This is a genomic window from Halobaculum sp. EA56, from assembly GCF_051195075.1.
Classification (GTDB): domain Archaea; phylum Halobacteriota; class Halobacteria; order Halobacteriales; family Haloferacaceae; genus Halobaculum.
Genome location: NZ_JBNTJX010000001.1, coordinates 241,401 through 266,814 on the forward strand (window position 1 = coordinate 241,401; position 25,414 = coordinate 266,814).

Here is a 25,414-nt window from a genome sequence, read left to right on the forward strand (position 1 = left end):
AAACCACGGATGACCGAAACCGTAAGCGCGGGCACGAAGGCCCGCACCGACCGAGAGGGACCGATTTCGGATAACAGCAGCGGATGCGCCGTCTGCGGCGCGCCGGCCGCGGGCGTCCGCGTCGCCGGCGACTACCGGCTTCCCGTGTGCGAGGAGCACGCGCTGTCGGATCCGCAGGTCGGCGACGTCGTCGAGTACCACGCCGGGATCCGGACTCGTGGCGTCGTGACCCACCGCGCGGGCGACAGCGTCTGGGTGGACGGCGTCTCCGAGGAGATCATCACGGTCGGCCAGGTGCTCGCCGTGATCGACCACGACGGGGGTGCGTGATGGCGCGCACGACCTACACGATCCACGGCGCCGCGGGCGGCTACGAGACCGAACTAGCGTGGGTCGCCGAGGCGTTCGCCGCCGACGGCCTACGCGTCACCGCCCGGACGGAGGCCGACGCATGAGCCGCAGCGGCTCTCAGATGCTCGGTCTGCTGCACAAGCTGCACGCCGAGGGCTGTGACGGCCAAGAGTACAGCACGTGCCGCCCGGTCGTGGAGTCGACCGACGCTACGGTGCCATCGGAGAAAATCCAGGTCGTGTTCATGGCGTGGTGCGGCGAGTGCGGCGCGGCCGACTACGAGGTGGTCTGACGTGAACGCCGACGCGCTCCCCGAGGTCGCCTACGAGAGCGCTCACCGTGGCGCCAACGGCGGGAAGCTCCACCTCGTCCCGGACTGTCCCCAGCTCGCGACGACGACGCCGCGGGAGGTGTCGCTCGACTCCTTCCCGCCCGCCCACCGGAACTGGTGCGGCGTGTGTGGTCCGGACGGAGATCTCGATGCCGACCCCGCCAGCGACGGAGGTGCGTCCGCGTGACGCTCGACTGGCCGAACGGCTTCGAGCGCACGCCGCCCCACGAGCGCGAGCCGTATCGCGCGTTCGATGCGACGCTCGGGCAGACGACCGATGAACTGGCGGCCGAGATGGACCGCCTCGACCCGGACGACTGGCGGCCGTCCATCGCGAACCAGCACACGAAGAGCAACGGCCTGCCGCTGCACAACGCGAACCCGGACGATCCGGGGTTCGTGCTTCGGTGGACGAAGGACGGCGACCAGTTCGCCGTCGCCTGCGACGCCAGCCCGCGACTCCGCGACAACGTCCGCTGGATCTACAAGTGGATCCACGAGACGCGGATGCGCAACCAGCGGCCGGTCGTGACCGGCGCGGCGAACTTCGCGGCCGCCCAGCTCCCCAGCGGCGATGAGGAGGAGGGTGTCGTCGTCGCGACCGCCGGCGCCCACGAGGTGCTCGGCGTCGACCCCGACGCCGACGACGAGGAGATCCGCGCGGCCTTCCGGGAGCGCGTGAAGGACGTGCATCCCGACCACGGCGGCGACGCCGAGGCGTACGGGCGCGTCGTGAAGGCGCGGGACCGGCTGCTCGGGGGTGACGAGTGACCCGCGAGCGCCCCGACCCGTCCGAGTTGCCGGTTCGCGACGCGGTCGAGCGGTACCTCCGTCGCCGGCGGTCGGACGCGACCGAGTCGAGCGTCAAGTCGTGGAAGTACCGGCTCAAGATCTTCGTGGAGTGGTGCGAGGGCGTCGGCATCGAGACGGTCGGCGACCTCCGCCGGTACGACCTCGACGAGTACAACGACCTGCGGAGCGGGAAGGTCGCACCCGCGACCCTGGAGGCGGAGATGTGGACGCTCAAGACGTTCACTCGCTACCTCGACGAACAACTCGGCGCCGTCGAGGAGGATCTACACGAGGCCGTCCGCATCCCCGACCTCGACCCGGAGGACCGCTCCGACGACGTGTCGCTCCGGCGGGACGCCGCCCTCGCCCTGCTCGAACACTACCGATCGGATCCGTCGGTTCGGGCGACTCGTGCCCACATCTTCCTCGAACTCGCGTGGTTCACGGGAGCGCGACAGGGCGGCCTCCGTGCGCTCGACGTCCGCGACGTGAACTACGAGGACGGGTTCGTCGAGTTCCACCACCGCCCCGACACGGGCACGCCGCTGAAGAACAAGATCCGCGGGGAGCGCCCCGTCGGACTCCCCGAGGAGGTGATGGGCTATCTGCGGGAGTACGTCCGCGAGAAGCGTCACGAGACCAGCGACGAGCACGGTCGGCTGCCGCTCCTGGCGAGTACCAAGGGCCGGCCAACGCCCAACACGGTGCGGAACTGGTCGTACATGGCGACGCAGCCGTGTCTCCACTCGCCGTGCCCACACGACAAGGAGCGGGAGACGTGCGACTGGACGATCTACAGCCAGTCGAGCAAGTGCCCGTCGTCGCGGTCGCCGCACAAGATCAGGACTGGCTCGATCACGTGGCAACTCAACATCGGGTTCCCGCCCGAGGTGGTCGCCGAGCGGGTGAACGCCTCGGTGAGCGTGATCGAGGACCACTACGACTGGGCGACGCGCGAGGAGCGGTGGCAGCGTCGCCGCGACCGGATGCACAGCCGCCGCGAGTACGTGGAGCAACTCGGCTTCGAGGTAGACGACGATGAGTAACAACGACGCCTGCAGCGAATTGGAGAATCGCCTTCGAGAAGCCTCCTACGGCGGAGATCGCGCGTTATTCGCGCCGGCCCACTTCTCCCGCATTCCGTTTCCGTCGAGGAGCGTCCGGAGCGGCGTCTCCGGGACGCCGTCGGGCATACGCCGAGTACGGCGCGACCCGCCGGACGGTGACGAACCGCGTGACGTGGGTGGCGGCTGAGACGGACTTCCGAAGGAGATCACGCCGCTCTCCGGGTACGGACGCGCCACCCTCCCCACACAAAGTATTCACGACGCTGAGAGCAAGCACGGGTATGCGCCGACGAACGGTCCTCGCTCTCTGTGGCAGCGGCCTCGCCGGCTGTACGTCGGGGCAGCGAACCGGCACTACCACGAGCGGAGACGGCGAGACGACCACGAGCGCCGGCACCACCTCCGGAACGGCGACGCCCCCGGACGACGTGGAACTGTCGGTCGAGTTCGACGCCCTCCAGCCGGCGCTCGTCGCCCTGAACGTGGATTACCTCGACCTGCACTCGACGTCGTCGTCTCAGTACCTCTTCCTGCGCGTCTCCGCGTCCGCGGACCCGGCACCGGCGCGCTCGGACCTCTCCTTCCGGTTCGACGGCGGGTCCTATCCCCCGCTGGAGCCCACGGAGACGCCGGATCTGCACCGCGAGTTCGACTCCGAGTCGGCGCCCCGCTACGAGGCCGACGGGGGGAGCGGATGGGTCATCTTCGAACTCCCCGAGACCGGCGACGCGGGCGACGCCGCCTTCGTCTGGCCGGGGGGCGAGTGGCGCCCGGACGGGCAGGTACGCGCGCGGCTGGCCGCCCCCTTCCCGCCGCTGTCCGTCGAGCGGTGGGAGGTGGAGCCGACGGTCGCCCTGGGCGGGCGCACGTCCTTCCGGGTCGCCGTGACCAACGCCGGCGACGTCCTCGGGCGGTTCGTCGGCGGCATCAACGCCGAGGGGTGGCAGCCGCACCGGCCGATCGCGGTCATCTCGCGACAGATCCCCCCCGGCGAGACCGTCGCGTGGGACGTGCCGGGCGAGGAGGTCGAACTCGTCTCGGACGGCATGGCGGACCGCGTCGGGGACGGGGAGGCGGACATCGACTACGAGTTCGTCTGGCCCGGGGGCAGCCGGTCGGCGTCCGTCCGCGTCGTCGAGGGGTGAGCGGCCGTCGGGCGGTCGGCGGGAGGTCCCACACGGCGACGACCGTCGGGTCCACCCGGCGTACGCCGTGGACACGCCGAGGTCGAACCACCGACGGACGGCGGCCGTCAGCGGTCGAGACGCTCCTGTCGCTCCTGTCGCTCCGCCTCGAGCCGCCGACAGCCGACGACCAGCGAATCGGGGATCTCGATCGCGTCCGACTGGAGCGCCTCGAACACCGCCCCGACCTCGTCGAACCGGGGACCGCGGGAGGCGCGCCACGGGTCCGCCTCCCACGTGACGAACCCCATCTCCGCCAGCATCGGCAGATGGACGTGGCGTAACCGCACGCGGAGCGTGTCGGGGTCCGGCGGGACGTTCGGCATGACCGCGCTCCGCGGCAGCGGCACCGACCCGTCCGGCGGCGCGTCCAGCAGCGAGACGATGAGCTGACGACGCGGCTCGGTCGAGAGCGCCTCGAATACGGCGTCCCAGTTCTCGGAGACCCGCTATCCGTTGTCGTGATGAGGCGTCGCCATGAGGTCTACCGACTCCTCCGGTCCGGAGACGTATGTAACGGCGAGGTGTAACGAAACGGGTGACGGGGCGGTCGGCGGGATCGCCCCGGTGCCGAACGCACGGTCGCCGAGCCGACGACCGGCGCCGCCGCTGGCGACCGATGAAACCGCGAGGACCGAGAGAACCGAGGGGCCGTCTCGCAGCTACAGCTCGACGGCTTCCTTGTTGCCGAGCGACTCGGGCACGGTGAACCGGATGCTCGTGGTCGCGCCGGCCATCGTGTTGACCTTGATCGTCACCTCGTCGCCCTCACCGAGGTTGCTGGGGGAGAAATCGTCGACGTCGAAGATGTACTGCAGGCGGTCGTCGTTGTCGTTGAGGACGGGCGCGCTGGAGTCGCTGTCCTTGACGACGTCGTAGGTGAACACGTCGCCCGTCGCGTTCGAGGTGTCGTCGAAGTCGCCCGCTGCGGTGAGTTGGAACGTCCCCTGGGGGCCGATCCAGGTGACGGTGGTGTTCTGCAGGTCGATCTCGCCGGCGCCGGCGCCCTGCGTCACCGTCACGTTCACGAAGTCGACCTCGTTGGACGTGACGTGCCCGACGGTCGAGACCTCTTGAATGCGGTCGCTGACCTGTTTACTGCTCTGTTGGCCGGTCTCCTGTGACTTGCTCTGGAGGAAGCCGGCGGTGTTGATCAGGACGCCGGCGGCGATCGCCGCCACCAGCACCATCGCGATGAACACGATGAGCGTCCCGATGCCCACCTGCCCGCGCTCCTCCTCGTCCGTGATGAATTCGAACATTGGTTTGGTGTCGTCTTCCACTCCCGGTAACGGAGTGACTGCTCCTTCCGGAACGGGCTATTAATCGATGCCGCTCGAATTATCGGAGCCGATAGCCGACGGTCGACCAGAACCGACGGACATTACCCGGATCCCGCCGCACTCGCGTCCACATCGGATGCCGACCACCACGTCGCTCGCGGTCGTCTGCGGGCTCCCGGGCGCGGGCAAGACCACCGTCGCGCGGGCGGTCGGGGACCGCCTCGACGCCGAGGTCCTCCGGACCGACGTGGTCCGCAAGGAGCTGTTCCCCTCGCCCGAGTACACCGCCGAGGAGTCACGTCGGACCTACGAGGCGGTGTTCGACCGGGCCGGAACGCTCCTGGCGGACGGCGACCCGGTCGTGCTCGACGGCACCTTCCGCCGCGCGGCCCGGCGCGACCGGGCGCGGACGCTGGCCGACCGCCACGGCGCCGACTTCCGGCTCGTCCGGGTCGTCTGCGAGGAGGCGGTCGCGAAGGAGCGCATCCGCGCCCGCGAGGGCGACGCCTCCGACGCCGACGTGGAGGTGTACGACCTCCTGCGCGAGGAGTTCGAGCCCGTGGCGGACCCCGCGGTCGTCGACAACTCCGGCGACCTCGACGAGACGCGGGCGCGGGTCCGGGAGCTGTTCTGAGCGCGGCGGCGCCCGCGCCGGGACCTGCCGCCGCCGATCCCCCCGTAGTCCCCCGATCGTCCCCGGAGCGACGAGTCCGAAGGCTTTTGCTCGGCGCCCGGCTCGGCTTCCGCCATGGGTACACGCGCGGTCGAGCTGGTCCTCGCGGGCGTCCTCCTGTTCGGGCTGACCGTCGCCGGGAGCGCGGCGCTGGCCCCCGACCGCGGCGGCGCGGTCGCCGGCGACGGCGACGAGCGGCTGACGCTCGTCGGCTCGCAGGGGGGCGGCGCCGGCTGGCACCAGTACGGGAGCGCCTACCTCCTGAACGGGTCGGAGGTCGAGTGGCGCGAGGACTCCGCGGACAGCTACTTCGACGTCCAGCGGCTCCCCGACGGCCGCGTGCTCGCGGGGTTCATGGACGGCGGCTACGAGGACTGCGGCCCCTACGAGTCGCCGTGCGCGCACACCGGGATCCGGGTCATCGACCCCGACGCCGCGGGCGGACCGTCGGTCGTCGAGGAGTACGGCTTCCCCGTGCGCTCGCAGTCGAACAGCGAGATCCACGACGCCGAGCCCCTGCCCGGCGGCGGCTTCGCCATGACCGACATGGACCACGAGCGGATCATGATCGTCGAGGGCGGCGAGGTCGTCTGGACGTGGAACGCCTCCGAGCTGTACGACGCGCCGGCCGACCCCACGCGCACCGACTGGCTCCACATCAACGACATCGACCGCGTCGCGGCGGACGTGTTCCTCGTCTCCGTCCGCAACGCGAACCAGCTGGTGATCGTCGAGCGCACCGACGACGGCGGCGAGGTCGTCGAGGTGATCAACGCCGACGTGGAGGGCTCCTCCGACGACTCCTGCACCCGGAACGGCCAGCTGCGCGACACCGACGGCGACGGGGACGTTCGCTGCGGGAACCCCGAGGTGCTCGACCACCAGCACAACCCGCAGTGGATCGCCGGCGACATCGAGGGCGAGCCGGGAGAGCGGACCGTCTCCGAGGACGCCGCGGTGCTGGTGGCCGACTCCGACAACGACCGCGTCGTCGAACTCCACCGGACCGCCGACGGCGACTGGGAGGTCGCCTGGACCGTCACGAGCGTCGACGGGCGGTCGCTCCACTGGCCCCGCGACGCCGACCGCCTGGCGAACGGCCACACGCTGATCACGGACACCCTGAACAAGCGGATCGTCGAGATCGACGAGAACGGCACCGCCGTCTGGTCGTACCCCACCGAGCGCATCCCGTACGAGGCCGACCGCGTCCCCCGGGAGTTCCAGGGCACCGAGCGCGACCTCCCGACGGCGACCGGCGACGGCTCGGCCGGCCCGGCCGACTCCGGCGTCCCCGTGCTGTCGACGCTCGTCGTCGGCGTCCGGGCGGCCGCGCCGTGGGCGCCCGTCTGGTTCGCCGAGACGCAGGTGGGACTCACGCTCGTCTCCCTGGCGCTCGTGCTCGCGGGCGGCGTCCTCGCCGTGCGCGACCGCCTCGGGATCTGAGACCGCGCGCCCGTCCCCGCCGAGCGCGCGTCCTCGATCTGTCACAGTTTTCCCTCGTCGCCGCGACCCCCCGCCGATGACCGACGACGGAGACGACGGCGCCCGCGCGGACGCCGCCGGCGGCGAGGCTCGCGGCGACCCCGCCGACGCGGACCTCGCGTGGGAGACGCTCGACAGCGGCATCGACTACACGTGTCCGGGCTTCGACGTGCGCCGCGACGAGGTGCGCCTGCCCGACGGCACCGAGACGGAGTTCCACTACGTCGACGAGCCGCCGGCCGTGGTCGTGCTCCCGTTCACCCCCGACGGCGACGTGGTGCTCGTCGAGGAGTGGCGCCAGGCGGTCGGCCGGACGAACCGCGGGCTCCCCGCGGGAACCGTCGAGGACGACGACGCCGACCTCGCGACGGCGGCCCGGCGGGAGCTCCGCGAGGAGACGGGCCACGAGGCGGACACCGTCGAGCGCGTCCACACGGTCGAGCCGGCCAACGGCATCGCGAACTCCGTCCACCACTACTTCCTCGCGCGGGGGTGCGAGCCCGCGGGCGAGCCGGACCTCGACTTCAACGAGAGCATCCGCCCCGTGACCGTCGACTACGGCTCGTTCCGCGACGCGGTCCTCGCGGGCGAGGTGCGGGACGGGCGGGCCGTCCTCGGCGTCGCCCTGTACGAGGCGGGCGCGAAGTAGGTTCCGGCGGCGGACGTCGCGGGACTGCGCTCACGGACGGCGTTCCGGCGACGCGTGGGCGGGCCGGTTCCCCCCGGAGACGGGGCCCCGTTCGGCTACTTCGTCGAGGCGTCGGTGGCGTGTGGCACGCCGTCGACGAATATCTGTGACTCGTGCGTCACCGTGACCTGGTGATCGGAGAACCGAAACGTGAAGCTCCACTCGCCTCGCTCCAGTTCCCCGAGTCTGGCTACGACGTCGGGATCCATGTGGTCGTACAGGGACTCGACCTCCCCCGGCTCCACCCCGTCGGCGGCGGCCACGGCGTCGACGACGGCCGAGACGAGATCAGTCCCAGCCATCTCGGGACAGGTCCGGGAGCACCCGGCAGTTGTCGAGCAGGCTCTGTGGGATCTCCTCGACCGACTCGAGTACCTTCTCCGTGATGAACGCCGCCTCGTCGAAGGCGGGACCACGCTGGACACAGAACGGCTCGGACGACCACCGGACGTATCCCGCGTCGGCGAGCAGCGGGAGGTGATGGTGGCGCAGTTGGTTGGACAACGTCTCGGAGTCCATCGCCTGGTTGGGGGTCTCCGCGGCGTCGGGTAACGGGAGTCGCCGCTCCGCCGGCGCCTCGGATAACGAGATGACGATGGCCCGTCGCGGTTCGGCGGACAGCGCGTGAAACATCCGATCCCAGCGCTCGGCCCATTCGATTCCTCCCTCGGGATCGAGAGACATGTGGAAACCAACCCCGTGTGCGTACATAAAAACTGACGTCCGAGACACTCTCGCCGAGAGGCAAGCGTCTTGCCGGGCGGGGCCGATGGGGGGGCATGGTCACGGTCCCTCCCCGCGTTCGGGCGGTCGCCAGCGGCTACGGCGTCGGCATCGCCGGGGCCGTCCTCGCCGCCGTCCTCTCGCTGGTCGGCGTGGTCGCGCTCGCGGCCGTCGGCGTCGACTCGCTCCCCGCCCGCCTCGGCGTCCTGTTCGTGTTCGGGCAGTACCTCCCCTTCGTCGGCTTCCCGCTGGTGTATCTCCGCTGGCGGGGGTTCGGGTGGGCGGAGATCCGCGAGTACTTCGGCGTCGACGTGCCGTCGCTCCGGCAGGTCGCGGTCGTCGTCGGCGGGTTCTTCGCCGTGCTCCTGCTCACGCTCGGCACCGCCGTCCTCGTCACCGAGGTGCTGGGGCTGGACGCCGCCAACAACTCCGCCGGCGAACTCGCCCAGGAGGTGCCGTCGATCGTCCCGTTCCTCGTGCTCGCGTCGCTTCTGGTCATCGGCCCCAGCGAGGAGACGCTGTTCCGCGGCACCGTCCAGAACCGCCTGCGCGAGGCCCTCCCCGCGTGGGCGGCGATCGTGCTCACGGCCGCCCTGTTCGCGGCGGTCCACGTCACCGCGCTCACGGGGTCGCTGGGCGCGCGTGCGACGACCATCGTGATCCTGTTCGTCCCGAGCCTCGTGTTCGGCGTCGTCTACGAGTACACCCGCAACCTCGTCGTCCCCGCGCTCATCCACGGGATCTGGAACTCCTTCGTGTTCCTGTCGATCTACGCGAGCGCGGTGTACGGCGGCGGGTCCGCGGCGGCGCTGCTGGCGCTCTGAGGGCGGTCGCGACGATCGGGAGTGGTATCGTCCGTCCCTCCGAGGCGCTCGGTCGCTCGCGTCGCTCGCTCTGCTCACGGGCCGCTCCGCGGCCCGTTCGCCTCGAGGCCTCCCTTCGCGAGACTCGCGTCGCTCGCCTCGCGTGCCCTCGTTCGCTCCGCTCACGAGGACTCCGGTCGGCCTCGCACCTCTCGCGCCTCGCGTGTCGCAACCCTTACTCACGCGCCCCGGGAAGCCGAGCCATGCGCGACCACTTCGAGATCCGGGACCACGACGCCGCCGGCCGCATCGGGGAACTGGAGGTCCCCCGCGCCGGCGTCACCGTCGAGACGCCCGCCCTCCTCCCGGTGATCAACCCCAACATCGAGACGATCGACCCGGGCCGCCTGCGGTCGGAGTTCGGCGCGGACATGCTGATCACCAACTCCTACATCATCCGGACCACCGACGACCTCCGCGAGCGCGCCCTCGAGGAGGGCCTCCACGACCTCCTCGGCTACGACGGCGCCATCATGACCGACTCCGGGAGCTTCCAGCTGGCCGAGTACGGCGAGATCGACGTCACGACCACCGAGATCCTGGAGTTCCAGCGCGACATCGGCAGCGACGTGGGCACGCCGGTCGACATCCCGACCCCGCCGGACGCGGGCCGCGAGCGGGCGGAATCGGACCTCGAGGCGACCCGCGAGGCGCTCGCGGACGCCGAGGCCGTCGACGTCGGGGACATGCTCGTGAACGCGCCGGTGCAGGGGAGCACCTACCCGGACCTGCGCGAGCGGGCCGGGCGGGAGGCCGCCGCGACGGACCTCGACGTGTTCCCCGTCGGCGCGGTCGTACCGATGATGAACGGCTACCGCTACGACGACATGGTCGACGCCGTCGCCGCCGCGAAGCGGGGCCTCGACGAGGACTGTCCGGTCCACCTGTTCGGCGCGGGCCACCCGATGATGTTCGCGCTCGCGGTCGCGCTCGGCTGTGACCTGTTCGACTCGGCCGCCTACGCGCTGATGGCGCGCGACGGCCGCTACCTCACGGTGTCCGGGACGGAGCAACTGGAGGACATCGACTACCTCCCGTGCTCGTGTCCGATCTGTCACGAGCACACCCCCGACGGGCTCCGGGCCGCCGCCGACGGGGAGCGGGAGTCGCTGCTCGCCGAGCACAACCTCCACGTCACCTTCGAGGAGATCCGTCGCGTGAGACAGGCGATCCGCGACGGCGACCTGCTCGAACTCGTCGAGCGCCGCGCCCGCGGCCACCCGGCGATGCTCGACGGCTACCGCGCCCTGCTGGATCACGTCGACCGGCTGGAGCGCGTCGACAGCGCCTCCAAGGGCACCTTCTTCGGCCTCTCGCACGAGTCGGCCCGCCGGCCGGAGGTGCGCCGTCACCACGACCGCCTCGCCCGCCTCGACGTGCCCGACAGCCTGCTGTGCTCGGAGTACGGCGAGCCCTCCGACCACGCATTCGACGAGGTGTGGCGGGTCGTCCCGCCGTTCGGGCCGTTCCCCCGCGCGCTCTCGGAGACGTACCCGCTGACCGCCGAGGTGCCCGACCGGACCGACGCCGCGGCGGAGCGCGCCGCCGCCGAGGGGGTCCGCGCGCTGGCGGAGGCCAACCCCGACGCCGATATCACCCTGGCCCACCGCGGCTGGGGCGCGGACGCGCTGGCGGCCGTCCCCGAGTCGGTGACCCTGGAGGATCTGAGCGAGACGCGAGCGTAGCGAGGTACGACCGCGGGGAGTACCCCGATGTGAACGGCGAACGGAGTGAGCAGTGAGCGTAGCGAGCGTCTCGGCCCACGGCGTTCGAAAATCGCGTCGCGATTTTCGAGCTCACGAGACCGGAGGTCTCGTGAACGGAGCGGTCCCGTGCCGCTCCGCCCACGAACCGCCGGCGGACACGCGCTCCGGGTCCGACGCTGTCGCCGACTCCCGAAACGAAAGCCAATAACGCCCGGCCCGCCCAGTTCGGGCCATGACCGACTACTTCGAGGTCCACGAGCGGGACGGCGCCGCCCGCCTCGGGGAACTCCGCCTCGACTCGCCCCTGCGGACGCCGGCGCTCGCCGACGACGTGACCCGCGACGCCGGGTCGCTGTGGAACGCCGAGCGCGAGATCCCCGACGCCGACGACTCCGTCCTCACGGTCCTCCCGCACCGCGCGTACCCCGCGGGAACCCGCGAGGAGGTCATCGACGCCTTCGCGCCGGACTATCCCGACCTCGACGGCCCGACCGCCGCCGTGATCACCGGCGACGCGCCCGACGCCGGCGGCGCCGCGGACGCGCCCGTCGACGCGTACGTGCTCTCGAACGCGCAGGGCGTCGTCGGCCACGCGTCCGCCCTCGTCGACGCCGTGATCGCCGTCCGCGAGGCGGTGCCCGCGGATACCGCCCTGTATCTCTCGGGCGTCGCCACGCCGCTGAACGTCGCCACGCTCGCGTACGCCGGCGTCGACCTGTTCGACGCGAAGCGCGCGCGGGTGAAGGGCTCGCAGGGGAAGTACCTCACCGACGAGGGCGAGCGCTTCCTCGAGGACCTCGACGAGCTCCCGTGCTCGTGTCCCGCGTGTCAGGTATCCCGCGAGGAGTTCGACCGCGCCGCCTGCGAGGCGCACAACGTGAACGCGCTGGAGGCGGAGCTGCGGCGCGTCCGGCGGCGGGTTCGGGAGGGGCGCCTCCGCGACTACGTCGAGGGGCAGGCGCGCCACGAGCAGTGGCTCACGGCGACGATGCGGGAGTTCGACCAGCAGTACGCGTACGTCGAGGAGCGCGCGCCGGTCGTCCGCGACACCGAACTCGCGGCGGCGACGAGCGACACCATCCGCCGTCCCGAGATCCAGCGCTTCGCCGAGCGCGTCACCGGTCGGTACCGCAACCGCTTCCGCAATCCCCTCGTGCTGGTGCCGTGTTCTGCGCGGAAGCCGTACTCAGAGAGCCAGAGCCACTCGCAGTTCCACGACGCCATCCAGTTCCGAGCGCACCTGGCGTCGATGACCTCGCCCATCGGGGTGGTCCCGCAGGAACTCGAACTCACCTATCCCGCCCAGCACTACGACACCGTGGTGACGGGGCGATGGTCCGAGGACGAGAAGGGGTTCGTCGCCGAGGTGCTTCGCCGATACCTGGAACGCAACGAGTACCCCCGCGTCGTCGCCCACGTCCCCGAGGACGGCTACCGCGACATCTGCGAGCGCGTCGAGGAGCGGGTGGACGTCCCCTTCGAGTACACCGTCGAGGACCACCCGACGACGACCGAGTCCATCGGGAACCTCATGTCCACGCTCGACGGCGAGCTCAAGTACACGAAGCGGGAGCGACAGCACAACACGGTGCGGGCCATCGCCGACTACATGCTCGGCGACGGCGCCGGCGACGACCTCTTCGACGAGCTGAACACCCGCTCGCGGTACCCCAAGCTCCAGGTCCGCGACGACGAGGGGGAACTGCTGGCGACGATGGTGCCCACCTACGGCGCGCTGGCGTTCACCCTCGCGGGCGCCCGGCGGTGGGTGGAGAGCGACGCGCCGACCAAGACCGTCGAGATCGACTCGTTCGTCCCGCAGGGGAGCGTGCTCGCGCCGGGCGTCGTCGACGCCGCCGACGACATCCGCGTCGGCGACGAGGTCGTCGTCGAGGGGCCGCGCGCGTTCGCGGTCGGCCGCGCGGAGATGCACGGCGCGGAGATGCGCTCCTCGACCCGTGGCGTCGCCGTCGACGTGCGCCACAGCGAGGAGCGGTAGGCGTCGTGTCGCCGCGTGTCGCGGACGGCGACCCCCGTCGCGGGAACGACCCCGACCGCGGCACCGACCCCGACCGCCTCCGCGTTCAGCGTTCCTCCCAGTCGACTCGGTCGCGGTACTCCTCGCGCATGAGGTGGCACTTGATCCCGTGGCCGTCGCCCGCCTCGTGGACCGCCGGGTCCTCCCGCTCGCACACGTCCCCGATCTTGTGGGGACACCGCGGGTGGAACCGGCACCCGGACGGCACGTTCGAGGGGTCGGGCACGTCGCCCTCGAGGACGATCCGGTCGTCCGCGTCGGCGCGTCCGGGGATCGCAGACAGGAGCGCCTCGGTGTAGGGGTTGAACGGCGGCCCGAACACCTGATCCGTGGTGCCGTGCTCGACCAACTCGCCGAGGTACATCACCGCGACGCGGTCGCAGACGTGCTCGATCACCGAGAGGTTGTGGCTGATGAACAGGTACGACAGCCCCAGGTCCTCCTGCAGGTCCGACAGGAGGTTGAGGATCTGCGCCTGGATCGACACGTCGAGCCCGGACACCGGCTCGTCGAGGACGATCAGCTCCGGGTTGACCGCCAGCGCCCGCGCGATGGCGACGCGCTGCTGTTGGCCCCCGGAGAGGTCGCCGGGCTTGCGCTCCAGGTGGCGCTCGTCGAGACCGACCTCGGTGATCAGCTCGCGCGCCCGCTCGCGGCGCTCGTCCGCGTCGGCGAGCCCGTGGAGCTTCATCGGCCGCCGGAGGATCTGCCCGACCGTCCGCCGGGGGTTGAGGCTCGACTGCGGGTTCTGGAACACGATCTGGAGGTCGCGGCGCACCTCCCGAAGCTCCCCCTTGGAGGCGGCCGTGATGTCGCGACCCTGGTAGACGACGGTCCCGCCCGTGGGCTCGTGCAGCCGGAGGATCGCCCGCGCGGCCGTGGACTTCCCGCAGCCGGACTCGCCGACGAGCCCGAGCGTCTCCCCGGCGCCGATCTCGAGGTCGATCCCGTCGACGGCCCTGACGGTCTCGCCGCGGCCGAGGAGGTCGTCGAGGACGTTCCCCGTCTCGAAGTGCTTCTCCAGGTCGCTGGCCGAGAGGACCGGGGCCCCCTCGCGGCTGCCGGCCCCGTCGGTGCCCTCGTCCGGGACGCCCGGCGTCGCCGTCCCCGACCCCTCGCCGTCGGTCCGCGCGCGCCACGAGAGCGTCCGCGGCTCGTGGTCGTAGGCGTACTCGATGTCGTCGATCTCGTCGTGGCGGTAGCAGGCGACCCGGCGGTCGTCGCCGTCGACGGCGACGGCGTCGAGGTCGGGGTGGGCCGTCCGGCAGTCCTCGGTCGCGCCGGGGCACCGGTCGGCGTACTTGCAGCCGCGGAACTCGCCGGTGAGGTCCGGCATCGTCCCCTCGATGACGCGCAGGCGGTCCGGGGCGGCCGCCCCGTCCCCGACGACGTCGGCGTCGAGGCCGGGGTTGCTCGCGAGCAACCCCTTCGTGTACGGGTGGCGCGGCTCCCCGAACAGCGACTCGACGCCGCCGGACTCGACGACGCTCCCGCCGTACATCACGAGCACGCGGTCGCACACCTCGCGGACGACGCCGAGGTCGTGGGTGATGAACAGCACGCTCATCCCGAACTCGTCGCGGAGTTCGACGAGCAGGTCGAGGATCTGCGCCTGGATCGTCACGTCGAGCGCGGTGGTCGGCTCGTCGGCGACGAGCAGGTCCGGCTCGCCGGCGATCGCGATCCCGAAGACGATCCGCTGTTTCTGCCCCCCGGAGAACTGGTGGGGGTACTCGCCGTACCGCGCGGGCGCGTTCGGGATCCCGACGCGCTCCATGATCTCGACGGCGCGCTCCTTCGCCGCCGACCCCGACAGCGAGGGGTCGTTGCTCCGGACGGCCTCGGCGACCTGCTTGCCGACGGTCATCGTGGGGTTGAGCGTCCCCGTCGGGTCCTGGAACACCATGCTCGCGTCGGTCCCGCGGAACTCGCGCAGCTCCGGCTCGCTCATCGCGAGCACGTCCCGGCCCTCGAAGTCGACGGTCCCGCCGACGACCTCGCCCGGCGAGTCGATGAGCCGGAGAATGGACTCGGCGGTCGCGCTCTTGCCGGCGCCGGACTCGCCGACGAGGCCGACGATCTCCCCGCGGTCGAGGTGGAGGTCGACGCCGTCGACGGCGCGGACGACCCCCTCCTCGGTCCGGAACACCGTCTCCAGTCCGCGGACGGTGAGGAGTCGGTCGGGGCCGTCGCCCGTCGCGGTCGCGTCGGTGTCGGCGCCGGTGTCGTCGTCGACGCCGGTGTCCGCGGCCGGGGCGTCGCGGCTACTCATCGGTCACCCCGAACTCGGTGCTCGCGTCCGGGTCCAGCACGTCGCGGATGCCGTCCCCGAAGAGGTTGAACCCGAGCACGGTCACCGCGATGCCCAGCCCCGGGAAGATCGCCATCCACGGCGCCTGGGCGAGGTACTGCTTCGCCTGCTGGAGCATCAGCCCCCACGACGGGGTCGGCGGCTGGGCGCCCAACCCGAGGAAGGACAGCCCGGCGGCCGCCAGGATGGCGAAGGAGATGCTGATGCTCGCCTGGACGATGATGGGGGCGGCCGCATTGGGCAGCACCTCCCTGAAGAGGACGTACGAGTCCCGTTCGCCCAGTGCCTTCGCGGCCTCGACGAACTCCTCCTGGGAGACGGAGATCGCCTCCGAGCGCGTCACCCGCGCGAAGTACGGGATGTACACCAGCCCCAGCGCGAGGATCGCGTTGTTGAGCGTGGGCCCGATCACCGCCGTGATCGTCATCGCGACGAGGATCGGCGGGAAGCTCATCAGCACGTCCATGGTCCGCATGACCGCGTCGTCGACCGCGCCGCCGGCGTAGCCGGCGAGCCCGCCCAGCGGGACGCCGAACGCCGAGGCGATCGCGACGCTCGTCACCCCGACGTAGAGGCTGATGCGCACGCCCAGCAGGGTCCGCGAGAGCATGTCGCGGCCGAAGTTGTCGGTCCCGAACGGGTGCTCCGCGCTCGGGGCGGCGAAGCGGTCCTGAATGTTCACCTGGTTGGCCGCCTCCTGGGAGATCAGCATCGGCGAGACGATCGCCAGCACGACCAATCCGAGGATGAGACCCAGGCCGACGACCGCCTTCGTGTTGTGGCGGATGCTCCGCGCGAGGCGGTAGATGCGTTCGCGCTGGTACTCGTCGACGATCCGTGCGGTCGCGCTCTCGGCGGCCATCAGCCCTCACCTCCGGTGGTGACGCGCGGGTCGACGACCGCGTACAGCAGGTCGACCACGAGGTTGCTCGTCATGAACACGACCGCGATGGTGAGCACCGCCCCCTGGATCAGCGGCGCGTCCCGGTTGAGCAGGGCGTTGAACGCGAGCCGGCCCAGCCCGGGGTACGCGAACAGCTGCTCGATGATGATGATGCCGCCGAACAGGAAGCCCAGCTGGAACCCGATCACGGTCAACACCGGGAGGAACGCGTTCCGGAGCGCGTGCCGGAAGACGATCCGCCGGCTCGACAGCCCCTTCATCCGCGCGAGGTCGACGTACCCCGAGCGGAGCTCCTCGATGAGCGACGAGCGGGTCATCCGCGTGATGTGCGCCATGAGGCTGAACCCGAGCGCGCCCGCCGGCAGGAGGACGTGCGCGAACGCGCCCGAGAGGTCCTCGAACGGGCTCACGTACCCGGAGGGCGGCAACAGCGACGCGTACTTGGCGATCAGGAGGATCAGCACCATCCCCCAGAAGAAGTTCGGGAGGCTGATGCCGGTGAACGCGGCGACGCTCGTCAGGAAGTCCTTCCAGGTGTTCTGCTCGACGGCGGCGACGACGCCCATCGGGATCGCGACAACGACGGCGATGGTCAGCGCCGTGACCGCGAGGAACGCGCTCGCGGGGAACCGCTGGGCGATCAGCGTCGCGACCGGGTCGCCGAAGCGCAGCGACCGGCCCAGGTCCCCCTGGAGGACGCCCACGATCCAGTCGATGTACCTGATGTACACCGGCTGGTTCAGCCCGAGTTGCTGGCGGAGCGTCTCCACCTGCTCCTGGCTGCCGCTCGTCCCGAGGATCATCACCGCGACGTCCCCGGGCAGGACGTTCACGAGCGCGAACGTGATGACGGACGCGCCGAACAGCGTCCCGACGAGGAAGACGAGCCGACGGGCGGCGTAGCGTGCCAGACTCATGGTCCGGTCCTCGAAGTCATCTCATCCCCCGCTCACGACTGGTCCATCCACACCCGGCCGAAGCCGAGCTCGCTGTTGTTCGGCGAGAGGATCGTGTCCAGCCCGTGGACGCCGTTCTTCGCGGCGAGCGTCCCGTCGCGGAACCACAGCATCACGTCCGGGACGTCCTCGTGGATGATCGACTGGGCCTCCTGATACAGCGGGATCGCCTCCTCGCGGCTCCCCGCCTTCGCGGCGTCGGCGACGACCTGATCGTACTCCTCGCTGGCGTAGCCGCGGAAGTTGAACGACCCGTTCGAGGTCCACAGGGAGGTGTACATGTACGCCGGCTCCCAGAACGTGAAGAAGTTCACCATCGAGATGGTGAAGTCCCGGTTGGCGAACACCTGCGAGAGCCAGTCGCTCCACTGGAGCTGCTGGATCTCCACGCTGAGGCCCGCCTGCTGGAAGAACTGCTGCATGAGCGTCGCGGCGTCGACGTGCCACGGGTAGTTCGTGGTCACCTTGAACGTCAGGTCGAACTCGCCGACGTCGTACTGCGACTGCTCGAACAGCTCCGCCGCGCGGTCGAAGTCCTGCTCGCGCGGCGAGAGGTCGGTGTTCCGGAACGGGCTGTTCGGGAAGCTCGGACTCGCGGTGGGTTCGCCGTTGCCGAACAGCGCGCCCTCGACGAGCGCCCCCTTGTCGATGCAGAAGTCGACCGCCTTCCGGAAGTCCGGGTCGTCGAACGGCGGCTCCGTGTTGTTCATGTTGAGGAACGCCCACGACAGCGGCGACCACGTCCGCGTCTTGATGTCGTCGCCGTCGTTGCCGACCACGCTGTTGATGTCGTCCAGCGGGATGTCGTTGATGAGGTCGAAGTCGCCCTCCTGGATCCCCGTGAGCCGGCTGTCGGGGTCGGTGACCGTCCGCTCCTCGACCGTGTCCAGGTACGGACCCTCGCCCCAGTAGTCGTCGAAGCCGGCCAGCTCGGCCCGGTTGCCCTGCTGGCGCATCACGAACGAGAACGGTCCCGTGCCGACCGGCTCGTCGCCGATGGTGTCGCCGGAGTCCGCGGGGATGATCGACGTCCCCGAGAACGCGAGCTGGCGGAGGAGCGGCTGGTACCGCTCCGACTGGTTGATCCGGACGGTGTAGTCGTCGACCACCTCGACGGATTCGGTCGAGCCGAAGACGAACTGCATGATCGCACCCGTCTCCGGGTTCGCGATGCGGTCGTAGCTGTACTTCACGTCCCCGGCGGTGAGTTCCGTCCCGTCGTGGAACGTCACGCCCTCCCGGAGCGTGAACGTGTACGTCATGAGGTCGTCGCTGACCTCCCAGTCGGTCGCGAGGCCGGGACTGGCGACGCCGGGGTCGGTGGACAGCTCCAACTCCCGCGTCAGGCCCACGAGCGACTCGTAGACGCTGTTGAGGAACCGGCCGGTGCTGGCGGTCGCTGTCTGGTGGATGTCGAGGTTCTGGGTCACCTCGCTGTGGCCCCACACGAGGGTGCCGCCCTCCTGGATCTCGCCGGGGTCGGCCGTGGTCGTCTCGGCTCCCCCGCCGCCGCCGTCGGTGCCGTCGGTCGGTTCCGTGGTGCCGTCGCCGCCGCCGGCGCAGCCGGCGATCGCGGTCATCCCGCCGGCGCCGGCGAGGCCGGTCGCCTTCAGGAAGCGGCGGCGGTCTATGTCGGTCGGGTCGAAGTCGTCGTGTTCGGTCATTGCTGTGTGTCGTTCAGTACTTCAGTCCGAAGTCGAGTATCTCGTCGGGGTACTCCCCGAGCATCTCGTCGGCCGACGCCGGGAGGTCCGCCTCCGTCTCCCGCGCGAGCTCGAACGCCTCGCGGAGGTCGTCGACGGGGTCCTCCGAGTTGTCGACGCGGAGGTTGTGGTACAGTTTGGGGTCGGGCGAGCGGACGAGCAGCGCGGCGCTGATCTTCCCGCGCTTGTCGCCGCCGGCGTCCTGCCCCGCCTCCAGCGCGGTCATGAGCCGCTCGGCGAGTTCGCCCTCCGCCTCCCGGAACGCCCCGCTGATCGCCTCGATCACGTCGCCGTTCGCGAGCATGTTGCCCGCGACCGTGTGGTCGTCCCGTTCGAGGTGGCCGAACCAGTCGACGCAGTCCTCGCCGCTGAAGGCGAACGTGCGCCCGTCGCCGTCGATGCCGTGGAGCTGTCGGTAGCCCGCGTGTTCGTCGTCCGCCAGCAACGCCTCGCAGGCCGCCGGCACGCTCACCCCGCGGTCGGCGAGGTCGACGGCGTTGGCGCCGTGGGACACCTTCACGAACGACTGCGTCGCCACGGCCGCGTTCTCGCTCACGAACGGACACAGCGCCCCGACGCCGACGAGCGCCGTGCTGACGGCCACGCCGAACTCCCCGGCCTCCGGGTCGCGTGCCGCGATCGAGAACGTCCCCGGGACGAACCCGCCCGGCCGGCTCGGATCATTGTTATCTCTTTCCATGGTGCGTCACAACGTCACAAGGGAAGCGGAAGAGTATAAGGGATGGCATCGGGAAGAGATTCACCGGATAGTCGCGGGAAGCGGACAATATATCACGCGGATCCCGACGAATTGTTCACTTTTTATATGTCGGGAACCGTCTCTATTCGGCTTCGGCTCCGAGGCGGGCGAGCGTCGGCTCGTCGAACCAGTCGGCGACCAACTGGAGCCCGACCGGCCGTCCGTCGGCCGTCCCCGCCGGGACCGACAGCGCCGGGTTGCCGGTCAGGTCGAACGGGCTCGTGTTCGTGATCGTGTCGATCACGTCGGCGGCGGTCGTCACCTCGCCGAAGTCGGGCGCGGTCGTCGGCGTCGTCGGCAACGCCAGCGCGTCGAGGTCCCCGAGAGCGTCGTCGACTGCCGCGGTGAACCGCTCGCGGGCGTTCTGCGCGCCGACGTAGGCGCGGCCCTCGGTCGCCTCGTACAGCGCCTCGAAGGTGACGGCGCTGTCGACGACGCCCTCGCCCAGCGCCGACCAGTCGAGGTCGGCGGCCGCCGACCGCCATGGGTCCGCGTACCCGGTGCCGCTGCCGCGGACGAGCCCCCGGTTCCCGAGCAGCGCCGCGAACTCGCAGTTGGCGATCACGACGACCGCGGAGGCCATCTCCTCGAACCGCGGGAGCGACACCCGCCTCGTCTCGACGCCGGCGTCCTCCAGGTCGCCGAGGGCGGCCCCCACCGCCTCGCGGACCGCCGGTTCGGCGACGTCCATCGCCTCCCGGACGACGCCGACGGTCGCGCCGTCGACGGGGTCGCCGGCGGCCGCGTGCGTCTCCGCGGCCGGCCGGGCCGGGCGCGAGGAGAGGTCCCGGCGGTCCGGCCCCGATATCGCGTCGTACACGCGGAACGCGGTCGACACCGACGTCGCCAGCGGGCCGACGTGGTCCAGCGAGGGCGCGAGGTCGGCGAAGCCGAACCGGGGGACGGTCCGGTGGGTCGGCTTCAGCCCGACGACGCCGCAGTAGGCGGCCGGGATCCGGACGCTGCCGCCGGTGTCGCTGCCCAGCGCCGCGTCGACGAGGCCGGCCGCGACCGCCGCCCCGCTCCCGCTGGAGGACCCGCCGGGGACGGCGTCCGCGGCCGCGGGGTTCCGGGTCGCGCCGTGTGCGCACGTCTCGCCGGTCGTCGTCAGCGCGAACTCGTCCATGTTGGTCGTGCCGACGAGCGTCGCCCCGCCCGCCTCCAGTCGCTCGACGACCGCCGCGTCGTACTCGGGGACGAACTCGACGCCGGCGGACCCGCACGTCATCGGGACGCCCGCGACGGCCATGTTGTCCTTCACGGCGACCGACAGTCCCCCGAGCGGGCCGTCCCCGGCCGCGCCGTCCACCCGGTACAGGAAGGCGTTGTACTCGTCGTCGCCCTCCGTGTACTCGCGGGGGCGACGGCCGTCCGTGGACGGCTCGAACGCGGACGCCATCGCGGCGGCGTCGGTCGCGTCGGCGGCGTAGCTCCCGGTCTCGGTCCCGTCCAGCGTGACCCCGAGGCGCTCCGCCGCGGCCTCGACGTGTCGTTCGTCCACCATGAGGTGTGTGGACATGGGTGTAGCCGCATATCACTGTTCCTCCGGCGGCGGGGCCGCCGCGTCCGTCGGCCCGGAGGCGGCCCCCGCGACCGGGAGGCGAACGCCTACAACGGCCCGCGCCCATCCCCGCGTATGACCGACGACGACGCGACGGCGGGGACGCGCGTCGGCGTCGACGTGGGCGGCACGTTCACGGACCTGGTGACGGTCCGCGACGGCCGCGTCCGCGTCGACAAGACGCCGTCGACCCCCGCCGCGCCGGAGGAGGGCGTGGTGACGGGCCTGCGCGGGGTCGACGTCCCGCCGGAGGGGGTCGGCTTCCTCGGCCACGGGACGACCGTCGCGACGAACGCCGTGTTGGAGGGGGAGTGGGCGGAGACCGCGCTGATCACGACCGAGGGCTTCCGCGACGCGCTGGAGATCGGCCGCCAGACGCGCCCGGACATCTACGACTTCGAGGCGACCAAGCCGGAGCCGGTGGTCCCCCGCGACCGCCGGTTCGAGGCGCCCGAGCGCGTCGACGAGCGCGGCGAGGTGCTCCGCCCGCTCGACGAGTCGGCCGTCCGCGACCTCGCCGCCGACCTCCGGGGGTCGGGGATCGACAGCGTCGCCGTCTCGCTCCTCTTCTCGTTCGAGCACCCGGACCACGAGCGTCGCGTCCGCGAGGTCCTCCGCGACGAGGGCGTCGACGCCAGCGTCTCGCTCTCCTCGGACGTGCTCCCGGAGATCCGCGAGTACGAACGCACCCTCACGACCGCGATGAACGCCGCGCTCAAGCCGGTGATGGACGCGTACCTCGGCGCGCTCGCCGACGAGGTGGCCGACCTGGGCATCGAGGCGCCGCTCCGGGTGATGGGGTCGAACGGCGGGCTGATGGCCGCCGAGGCCTCCCGCGAGCGCCCCGTGAACACCCTGCTGTCGGGGCCGGCGGCGGGCGTCCGCGGCGCGACCCACGTCGCCGGCCGCCGCGGCGTCGAGGACCTGATCACGATGGACATGGGCGGCACCTCCTGCGACGTGAGCCTCGTGCGCGACGGCGACCCGCTCGTCACCACCGACACCGAGGTGGGCGAGTACCCCGTCTCGGTGCCGACGGTCGACATCCACACCGTCGGCGCCGGCGGCGGGTCCGTCGGCTACGTCGACACGGGCGGCGCCCTGCGCGTCGGTCCGCGGTCGGCGGGCGCCCGGCCCGGCCCGGTCTGCTACGACCGCGGCGGGACCGAGCCGACGGTCACCGACGCGCACCTCGTGCTCGGCCGGATCGACCCGACGGGGTTCCTCCCGGACGCGCTCGGCCGCGACGACGACCGCGTCCGCGACGCCTTCGCGCCGCTGGCCGAGGCCGTCGCCGGCGACCCCGACGCGACCGAGGCCGCCGCCCGCGGCGTGCTCGACGTGGCGAACGCGAACATGCGCCGCGCGCTCCGGGTCGTCAGCGTCGAGCGCGGCTACGACCCCCGCGAGTTCGCGCTCGTCGCGTTCGGCGGCGCCGGCCCCCTGCACGCGACCGCGCTGGCGGAGGCCCTCGACGTCCCCGAAGTGATCGTCCCCCGCGCGGCGGGGGTGCTCTCGGCGCTGGGGCTGCTCATCAGCGACGTGACCTACGACTACTCCACGTCGATGGTGCGCCGGCTGGACGACGTGGATCCGGCGGCCCTCCGCGACGCCTACGAGTCGTTCGAGGCGGAGGGCCGCGCGGAACTTCGGAACGCCGGCCGCGCGGACGACGAGATGGCGTTCGAGCGCACGCTCGACCTGCGCTACGCCGGCCAGTCGTTCGACCTGTCGGTGCCCGTCGAGGGCGACCTCGACGGCGACGAGCTCGCCCGCGTCGAGGAGCGGTTCCACGCCGCTCACGAGCGCCGGTACGGCCACGCCTCGCCCGAGGAGCCGGTCGAACTGGTGACCGTCCGCCTCCGGGCCCGCGGCCTCGTGCAGCCGCCCGACCTCGCCGCCGAGGAGCGCGACGGCGACCCGGACGACGCGGTGACCGGGACCCGGCGCGTGGGCTTCGCCGACGGCGACCGCGACACGCCGGTGTACGAGCGTGGCCGCCTGCCGACGAACGCGGCCTTCGACGGCCCGGCCGTCGTCGAGGGGGGAGAGAGCACCGTCGTCGTCCACCCGGGCCAGCGCGCCCGCGTCGACGGCGACGCGAACCTGGTCGTCGAGACCGGGGGTGCGGGCGAATGAGCGACCGGACGGGATCCGGCGGCGACGGTCCGGGCGCCACGGGGGACGCGGATGCCGGCGTCGACTCGGTCACCCTCGAGGTGATCCGCAACGGCTGCGAGGCGGTCGCCGAGGAGATGAACGCGACGCTCGTGCGGACGGGCTACTCCCCCAACATCAAGGAGCGCCGGGACTGCTCGACGGCGCTGTTCGACGCCGACGGCGAGATGATCGCGCAGGCGGAGACGATGCCGGTCCACCTCGGCGCGATGCCGTACTCGGTCGCCGCGGCGGTCGAGGCGTTCCCGGCGGAGACGCTGTCGCCGGGCGACTCCGTCCTCCTGAACGACCCGTTCCGCGGCGGCGCGCACCTCCCGGACCTGACGCTCGTGACGCCGGTACACGACGCCGCCGGCGAGGAGGTGGTCGCGTTCGCCGCCAACCGCGCGCACCACGCCGACATCGGCGGCTCCACGGCGGGCTCGGTCGCGGCCGACTCGACGGAGATCTACCAGGAGGGCCTGCGCATCCCCCCGGTGAAGTTCGAGGAGGGGACCGGCGCGGTCGGGGAGGACGGCACGCCCGAGGGGGAGGTCCGCGAGGACGTGCTCTCGATGGTCCTCGCGAACGTCCGCACCCCCGAGGAGCGTCGCGGCGACCTCCGCGCGCAGGTGGCGGCGAACGCCACGGGGCGGCGTCGCTTCCGCGACCTGGCCGAGGAACACGGCGCGGATCTCCCACCGGCCGTAGAGGAGATCAAGGACTACTCGGAGCGCCGGATGCGCGCCGAACTCGCGGAGCTCCCGGACGGCACCTACGAGTTCGCCGACGCGCTGGACGACGACGGCCGCGGCAACGAGGACCTCGCGGTCGAGGCGGCCGTCACCGTCGACGGCGACGAGGTGACCGTCGACTTCACCGGGACCGCCGAGCAGACCGAGGGGCCGGTCAACGCCGTGCTCGCGGTGACCGCGTCGGCGACGTACTACGCGGTCCGGTGCGTGACGGACCCGGACATCCCGCCGAACCACGGCTGCTACCGCCCGATCGAGGTCGTCGCGCCCGAGGGAACCATCGTGAACCCCGAGCCCCCGGCCGCCGTCGTCGGCGGCAACCTGGAGACGAGCCAGCGGGTGACCGACGTGGTGCTGGGCGCGCTCGCCGAGGCCGACCCCGAGTCCGTCGTCGCCGCCTGCCAGGGGACGATGAACAACGTCACGCTCGGCGGGACCGACCCGCGGGGCGACGGCGACAGCCCCTACGCCTTCTACGAGACGCAGGGCGGCGGCTTCGGCGGCCGCGCCGGCGGCGACGGCATGGACGGCGTCCACGTCCACATGAGCAACACGCTGAACACGCCCGCCGAGGTGCTGGAGACGGCGTACCCGCTCCGGATCGAGCGCTACGAGCTCCGTCCCGACTCCGGCGGCCCGGGGGAACACCGCGGCGGCCTCGGCCTCCGGCGCGACATCCGCGTGCGCGGGCACACCGCGCGGTTCAGCCTGCTCGCCGAGCGCCACGAGTCGCGCCCGTACGGCCTCGCCGGGGGCGGGGAGGGCGCCGCCGGCGCGGCGTACATCGTCGACGGGTCGGGCGACGAGCTGGAGACGTTGCCCGCAAAGCACACCCGCGACCTCCCGGCCGGCACCGTGGTCAGCGTCCGCACGCCCGGCGGCGGCGGCTACGGCGACCCCGCCGACCGCGACGCCGAGGCCATCGAGCGCGACCTGCGGCTCGGGAAGTTGACCCCCGAGGCGGCGCGCGAGCGGTACGGCCACGGGGCTGGTGCCGACGCGGGCGACGACTGACCCGCCGTCGCGGGGGCTCCCGGGGCCGTCGCGGACACGCCAGCGACCGGACTAGCCGAGGGAACGGGGACGCATCGGACTACCGCGGCACGAAGGGTTTAGCGGTCGG

25 protein-coding genes are annotated in these 25,414 nt (G+C 71.8%); 15 read left to right on the top strand and 10 right to left on the bottom strand.

Annotated features, from left to right (window positions below; all coding sequences use genetic code 11):
* The first annotated feature begins 9 nt into the window (after positions 1-9).
* The 7 genes from ACQUQ1_RS01260 to ACQUQ1_RS01290 all read left to right on the top strand — a co-directional run bounded on the left by ACQUQ1_RS01260 (position 10) and on the right by ACQUQ1_RS01290 (position 3,686).
* Positions 10-330, top strand: coding sequence for a hypothetical protein (locus ACQUQ1_RS01260; RefSeq protein WP_435062436.1), 321 nt, complete (start codon positions 10-12; stop codon positions 328-330).
* The gene (locus tag ACQUQ1_RS01265) at positions 330-455 is read left to right on the top strand and encodes a hypothetical protein (RefSeq protein ID WP_435062437.1); all 126 of its coding nucleotides are present in this window, start codon (positions 330-332) and stop codon (positions 453-455) included. Before ACQUQ1_RS01260 ends, ACQUQ1_RS01265 begins: the two co-directional genes overlap by 1 nt.
* A complete protein-coding gene (locus tag ACQUQ1_RS01270; protein WP_435062438.1) occupies positions 452-643 on the top strand; it encodes a hypothetical protein in 192 nt (63 codons plus the stop codon). The genes ACQUQ1_RS01265 and ACQUQ1_RS01270 overlap by 4 nt, the downstream gene beginning before the upstream one ends.
* A gap of 1 nt (position 644) precedes the next feature.
* Complete coding sequence (locus tag ACQUQ1_RS01275; protein WP_435062439.1) at positions 645-869, top strand: hypothetical protein; 225 nt, start codon at positions 645-647, stop codon at positions 867-869.
* Positions 866-1,453, top strand: a complete 588-nt coding sequence (locus ACQUQ1_RS01280) for a J domain-containing protein (protein WP_435062440.1) — start codon at positions 866-868, stop codon at positions 1,451-1,453. The genes ACQUQ1_RS01275 and ACQUQ1_RS01280 overlap by 4 nt, the downstream gene beginning before the upstream one ends.
* Positions 1,450-2,520 (top strand): tyrosine-type recombinase/integrase, encoded by a 1,071-nt coding sequence (locus ACQUQ1_RS01285; protein WP_435062441.1) that lies wholly within the window; start codon positions 1,450-1,452, stop codon positions 2,518-2,520. Before ACQUQ1_RS01280 ends, ACQUQ1_RS01285 begins: the two co-directional genes overlap by 4 nt.
* Before the next feature lie 302 nt (positions 2,521-2,822).
* Complete coding sequence (locus ACQUQ1_RS01290; protein ID WP_435062442.1) at positions 2,823-3,686, top strand: hypothetical protein; 864 nt, start codon at positions 2,823-2,825, stop codon at positions 3,684-3,686.
* Positions 3,687-3,793: 107 nt separating this feature from the next.
* On the opposite strand, the gene ACQUQ1_RS01295 is transcribed toward ACQUQ1_RS01290, so the two are convergent.
* Together ACQUQ1_RS01295 and ACQUQ1_RS01300 are read right to left on the bottom strand one after the other, a co-directional pair.
* On the bottom strand, positions 3,794-4,075 hold the full coding sequence (locus ACQUQ1_RS01295; RefSeq protein ID WP_435062443.1) for a hypothetical protein: 282 nt from the start codon (positions 4,073-4,075) through the stop codon (positions 3,794-3,796).
* A gap of 312 nt (positions 4,076-4,387) precedes the next feature.
* Complete coding sequence (locus ACQUQ1_RS01300) at positions 4,388-4,987, bottom strand: archaellin/type IV pilin N-terminal domain-containing protein (protein ID WP_435062444.1); 600 nt, start codon at positions 4,985-4,987, stop codon at positions 4,388-4,390.
* A gap of 157 nt (positions 4,988-5,144) precedes the next feature.
* Between ACQUQ1_RS01300 and ACQUQ1_RS01305 the strand changes: the two genes are divergently transcribed.
* From ACQUQ1_RS01305 to ACQUQ1_RS01315, 3 genes are all read left to right on the top strand, one after another.
* Complete coding sequence (locus ACQUQ1_RS01305; protein WP_435062445.1) at positions 5,145-5,642, top strand: AAA family ATPase; 498 nt, start codon at positions 5,145-5,147, stop codon at positions 5,640-5,642.
* A 114-nt stretch (positions 5,643-5,756) separates the two neighbouring features.
* Positions 5,757-7,127, top strand: coding sequence for a hypothetical protein (locus tag ACQUQ1_RS01310; RefSeq protein WP_435062446.1), 1,371 nt, complete (start codon positions 5,757-5,759; stop codon positions 7,125-7,127).
* A 76-nt stretch (positions 7,128-7,203) separates the two neighbouring features.
* The gene (locus tag ACQUQ1_RS01315; protein WP_435062447.1) at positions 7,204-7,815 is read left to right on the top strand and encodes an NUDIX hydrolase; all 612 of its coding nucleotides are present in this window, start codon (positions 7,204-7,206) and stop codon (positions 7,813-7,815) included.
* A 95-nt stretch (positions 7,816-7,910) separates the two neighbouring features.
* On the opposite strand, the gene ACQUQ1_RS01320 is transcribed toward ACQUQ1_RS01315, so the two are convergent.
* Together ACQUQ1_RS01320 and ACQUQ1_RS01325 are read right to left on the bottom strand one after the other, a co-directional pair.
* Complete coding sequence (locus ACQUQ1_RS01320) at positions 7,911-8,156, bottom strand: HalOD1 output domain-containing protein (RefSeq protein WP_435062448.1); 246 nt, start codon at positions 8,154-8,156, stop codon at positions 7,911-7,913.
* Positions 8,143-8,538 carry a DUF7344 domain-containing protein gene (locus ACQUQ1_RS01325; RefSeq protein ID WP_435062449.1) on the bottom strand — a complete coding sequence of 132 codons (396 nt, stop codon included), beginning with the start codon at positions 8,536-8,538 and terminating at the stop codon, positions 8,143-8,145. Before ACQUQ1_RS01325 ends, ACQUQ1_RS01320 begins: the two co-directional genes overlap by 14 nt.
* 95 nt (positions 8,539-8,633) lie before the next feature.
* Here ACQUQ1_RS01325 and ACQUQ1_RS01330 point away from each other — a divergent pair, with 95 nt between their 5' ends.
* The 3 genes from ACQUQ1_RS01330 to arcS all read left to right on the top strand — a co-directional run bounded on the left by ACQUQ1_RS01330 (position 8,634) and on the right by arcS (position 13,145).
* A complete protein-coding gene (locus ACQUQ1_RS01330; RefSeq protein ID WP_435062450.1) occupies positions 8,634-9,401 on the top strand; it encodes a CPBP family intramembrane glutamic endopeptidase in 768 nt (255 codons plus the stop codon).
* A 242-nt stretch (positions 9,402-9,643) separates the two neighbouring features.
* Positions 9,644-11,125, top strand: coding sequence for a tRNA guanosine(15) transglycosylase TgtA (tgtA, locus tag ACQUQ1_RS01335; protein WP_435062451.1), 1,482 nt, complete (start codon positions 9,644-9,646; stop codon positions 11,123-11,125).
* 253 nt (positions 11,126-11,378) lie between these two features.
* Positions 11,379-13,145, top strand: coding sequence for an archaeosine synthase subunit alpha (gene arcS, locus ACQUQ1_RS01340; protein ID WP_435062452.1), 1,767 nt, complete (start codon positions 11,379-11,381; stop codon positions 13,143-13,145).
* 85 nt (positions 13,146-13,230) lie between these two features.
* Here the strand turns inward: arcS and ACQUQ1_RS01345 are convergent, their stop codons facing one another.
* From ACQUQ1_RS01345 to ACQUQ1_RS01370, 6 genes are all read right to left on the bottom strand, one after another.
* Positions 13,231-15,456: a dipeptide ABC transporter ATP-binding protein gene (locus tag ACQUQ1_RS01345; RefSeq protein WP_435062453.1), complete on the bottom strand. Its 2,226-nt coding sequence runs from the start codon at positions 15,454-15,456 to the stop codon at positions 13,231-13,233.
* Entirely contained in the window at positions 15,449-16,357 is a 909-nt protein-coding gene (locus ACQUQ1_RS01350; protein ID WP_435062454.1) for an ABC transporter permease, read from the bottom strand. Before ACQUQ1_RS01350 ends, ACQUQ1_RS01345 begins: the two co-directional genes overlap by 8 nt.
* The gene (locus ACQUQ1_RS01355) at positions 16,357-17,316 is read right to left on the bottom strand and encodes an ABC transporter permease (RefSeq protein WP_435062455.1); all 960 of its coding nucleotides are present in this window, start codon (positions 17,314-17,316) and stop codon (positions 16,357-16,359) included. Before ACQUQ1_RS01355 ends, ACQUQ1_RS01350 begins: the two co-directional genes overlap by 1 nt.
* A 32-nt stretch (positions 17,317-17,348) precedes the next feature.
* Positions 17,349-19,019: an ABC transporter substrate-binding protein gene (locus ACQUQ1_RS01360; protein WP_435062456.1), complete on the bottom strand. Its 1,671-nt coding sequence runs from the start codon at positions 19,017-19,019 to the stop codon at positions 17,349-17,351.
* A 13-nt stretch (positions 19,020-19,032) separates the two neighbouring features.
* On the bottom strand, positions 19,033-19,758 hold the full coding sequence (locus tag ACQUQ1_RS01365; protein ID WP_435062457.1) for a DUF1028 domain-containing protein: 726 nt from the start codon (positions 19,756-19,758) through the stop codon (positions 19,033-19,035).
* 142 nt (positions 19,759-19,900) lie between these two features.
* Complete coding sequence (locus ACQUQ1_RS01370) at positions 19,901-21,322, bottom strand: amidase (RefSeq protein ID WP_435062458.1); 1,422 nt, start codon at positions 21,320-21,322, stop codon at positions 19,901-19,903.
* A gap of 132 nt (positions 21,323-21,454) precedes the next feature.
* Between ACQUQ1_RS01370 and ACQUQ1_RS01375 the strand changes: the two genes are divergently transcribed.
* Both ACQUQ1_RS01375 and ACQUQ1_RS01380 read left to right on the top strand, forming a co-directional pair.
* Complete coding sequence (locus tag ACQUQ1_RS01375; RefSeq protein WP_435062459.1) at positions 21,455-23,518, top strand: hydantoinase/oxoprolinase family protein; 2,064 nt, start codon at positions 21,455-21,457, stop codon at positions 23,516-23,518.
* Positions 23,515-25,305, top strand: a complete 1,791-nt coding sequence (locus tag ACQUQ1_RS01380) for a hydantoinase B/oxoprolinase family protein (protein WP_435062460.1) — start codon at positions 23,515-23,517, stop codon at positions 25,303-25,305. The genes ACQUQ1_RS01375 and ACQUQ1_RS01380 overlap by 4 nt, the downstream gene beginning before the upstream one ends.
* Positions 25,306-25,414 lie beyond the last annotated feature (109 nt).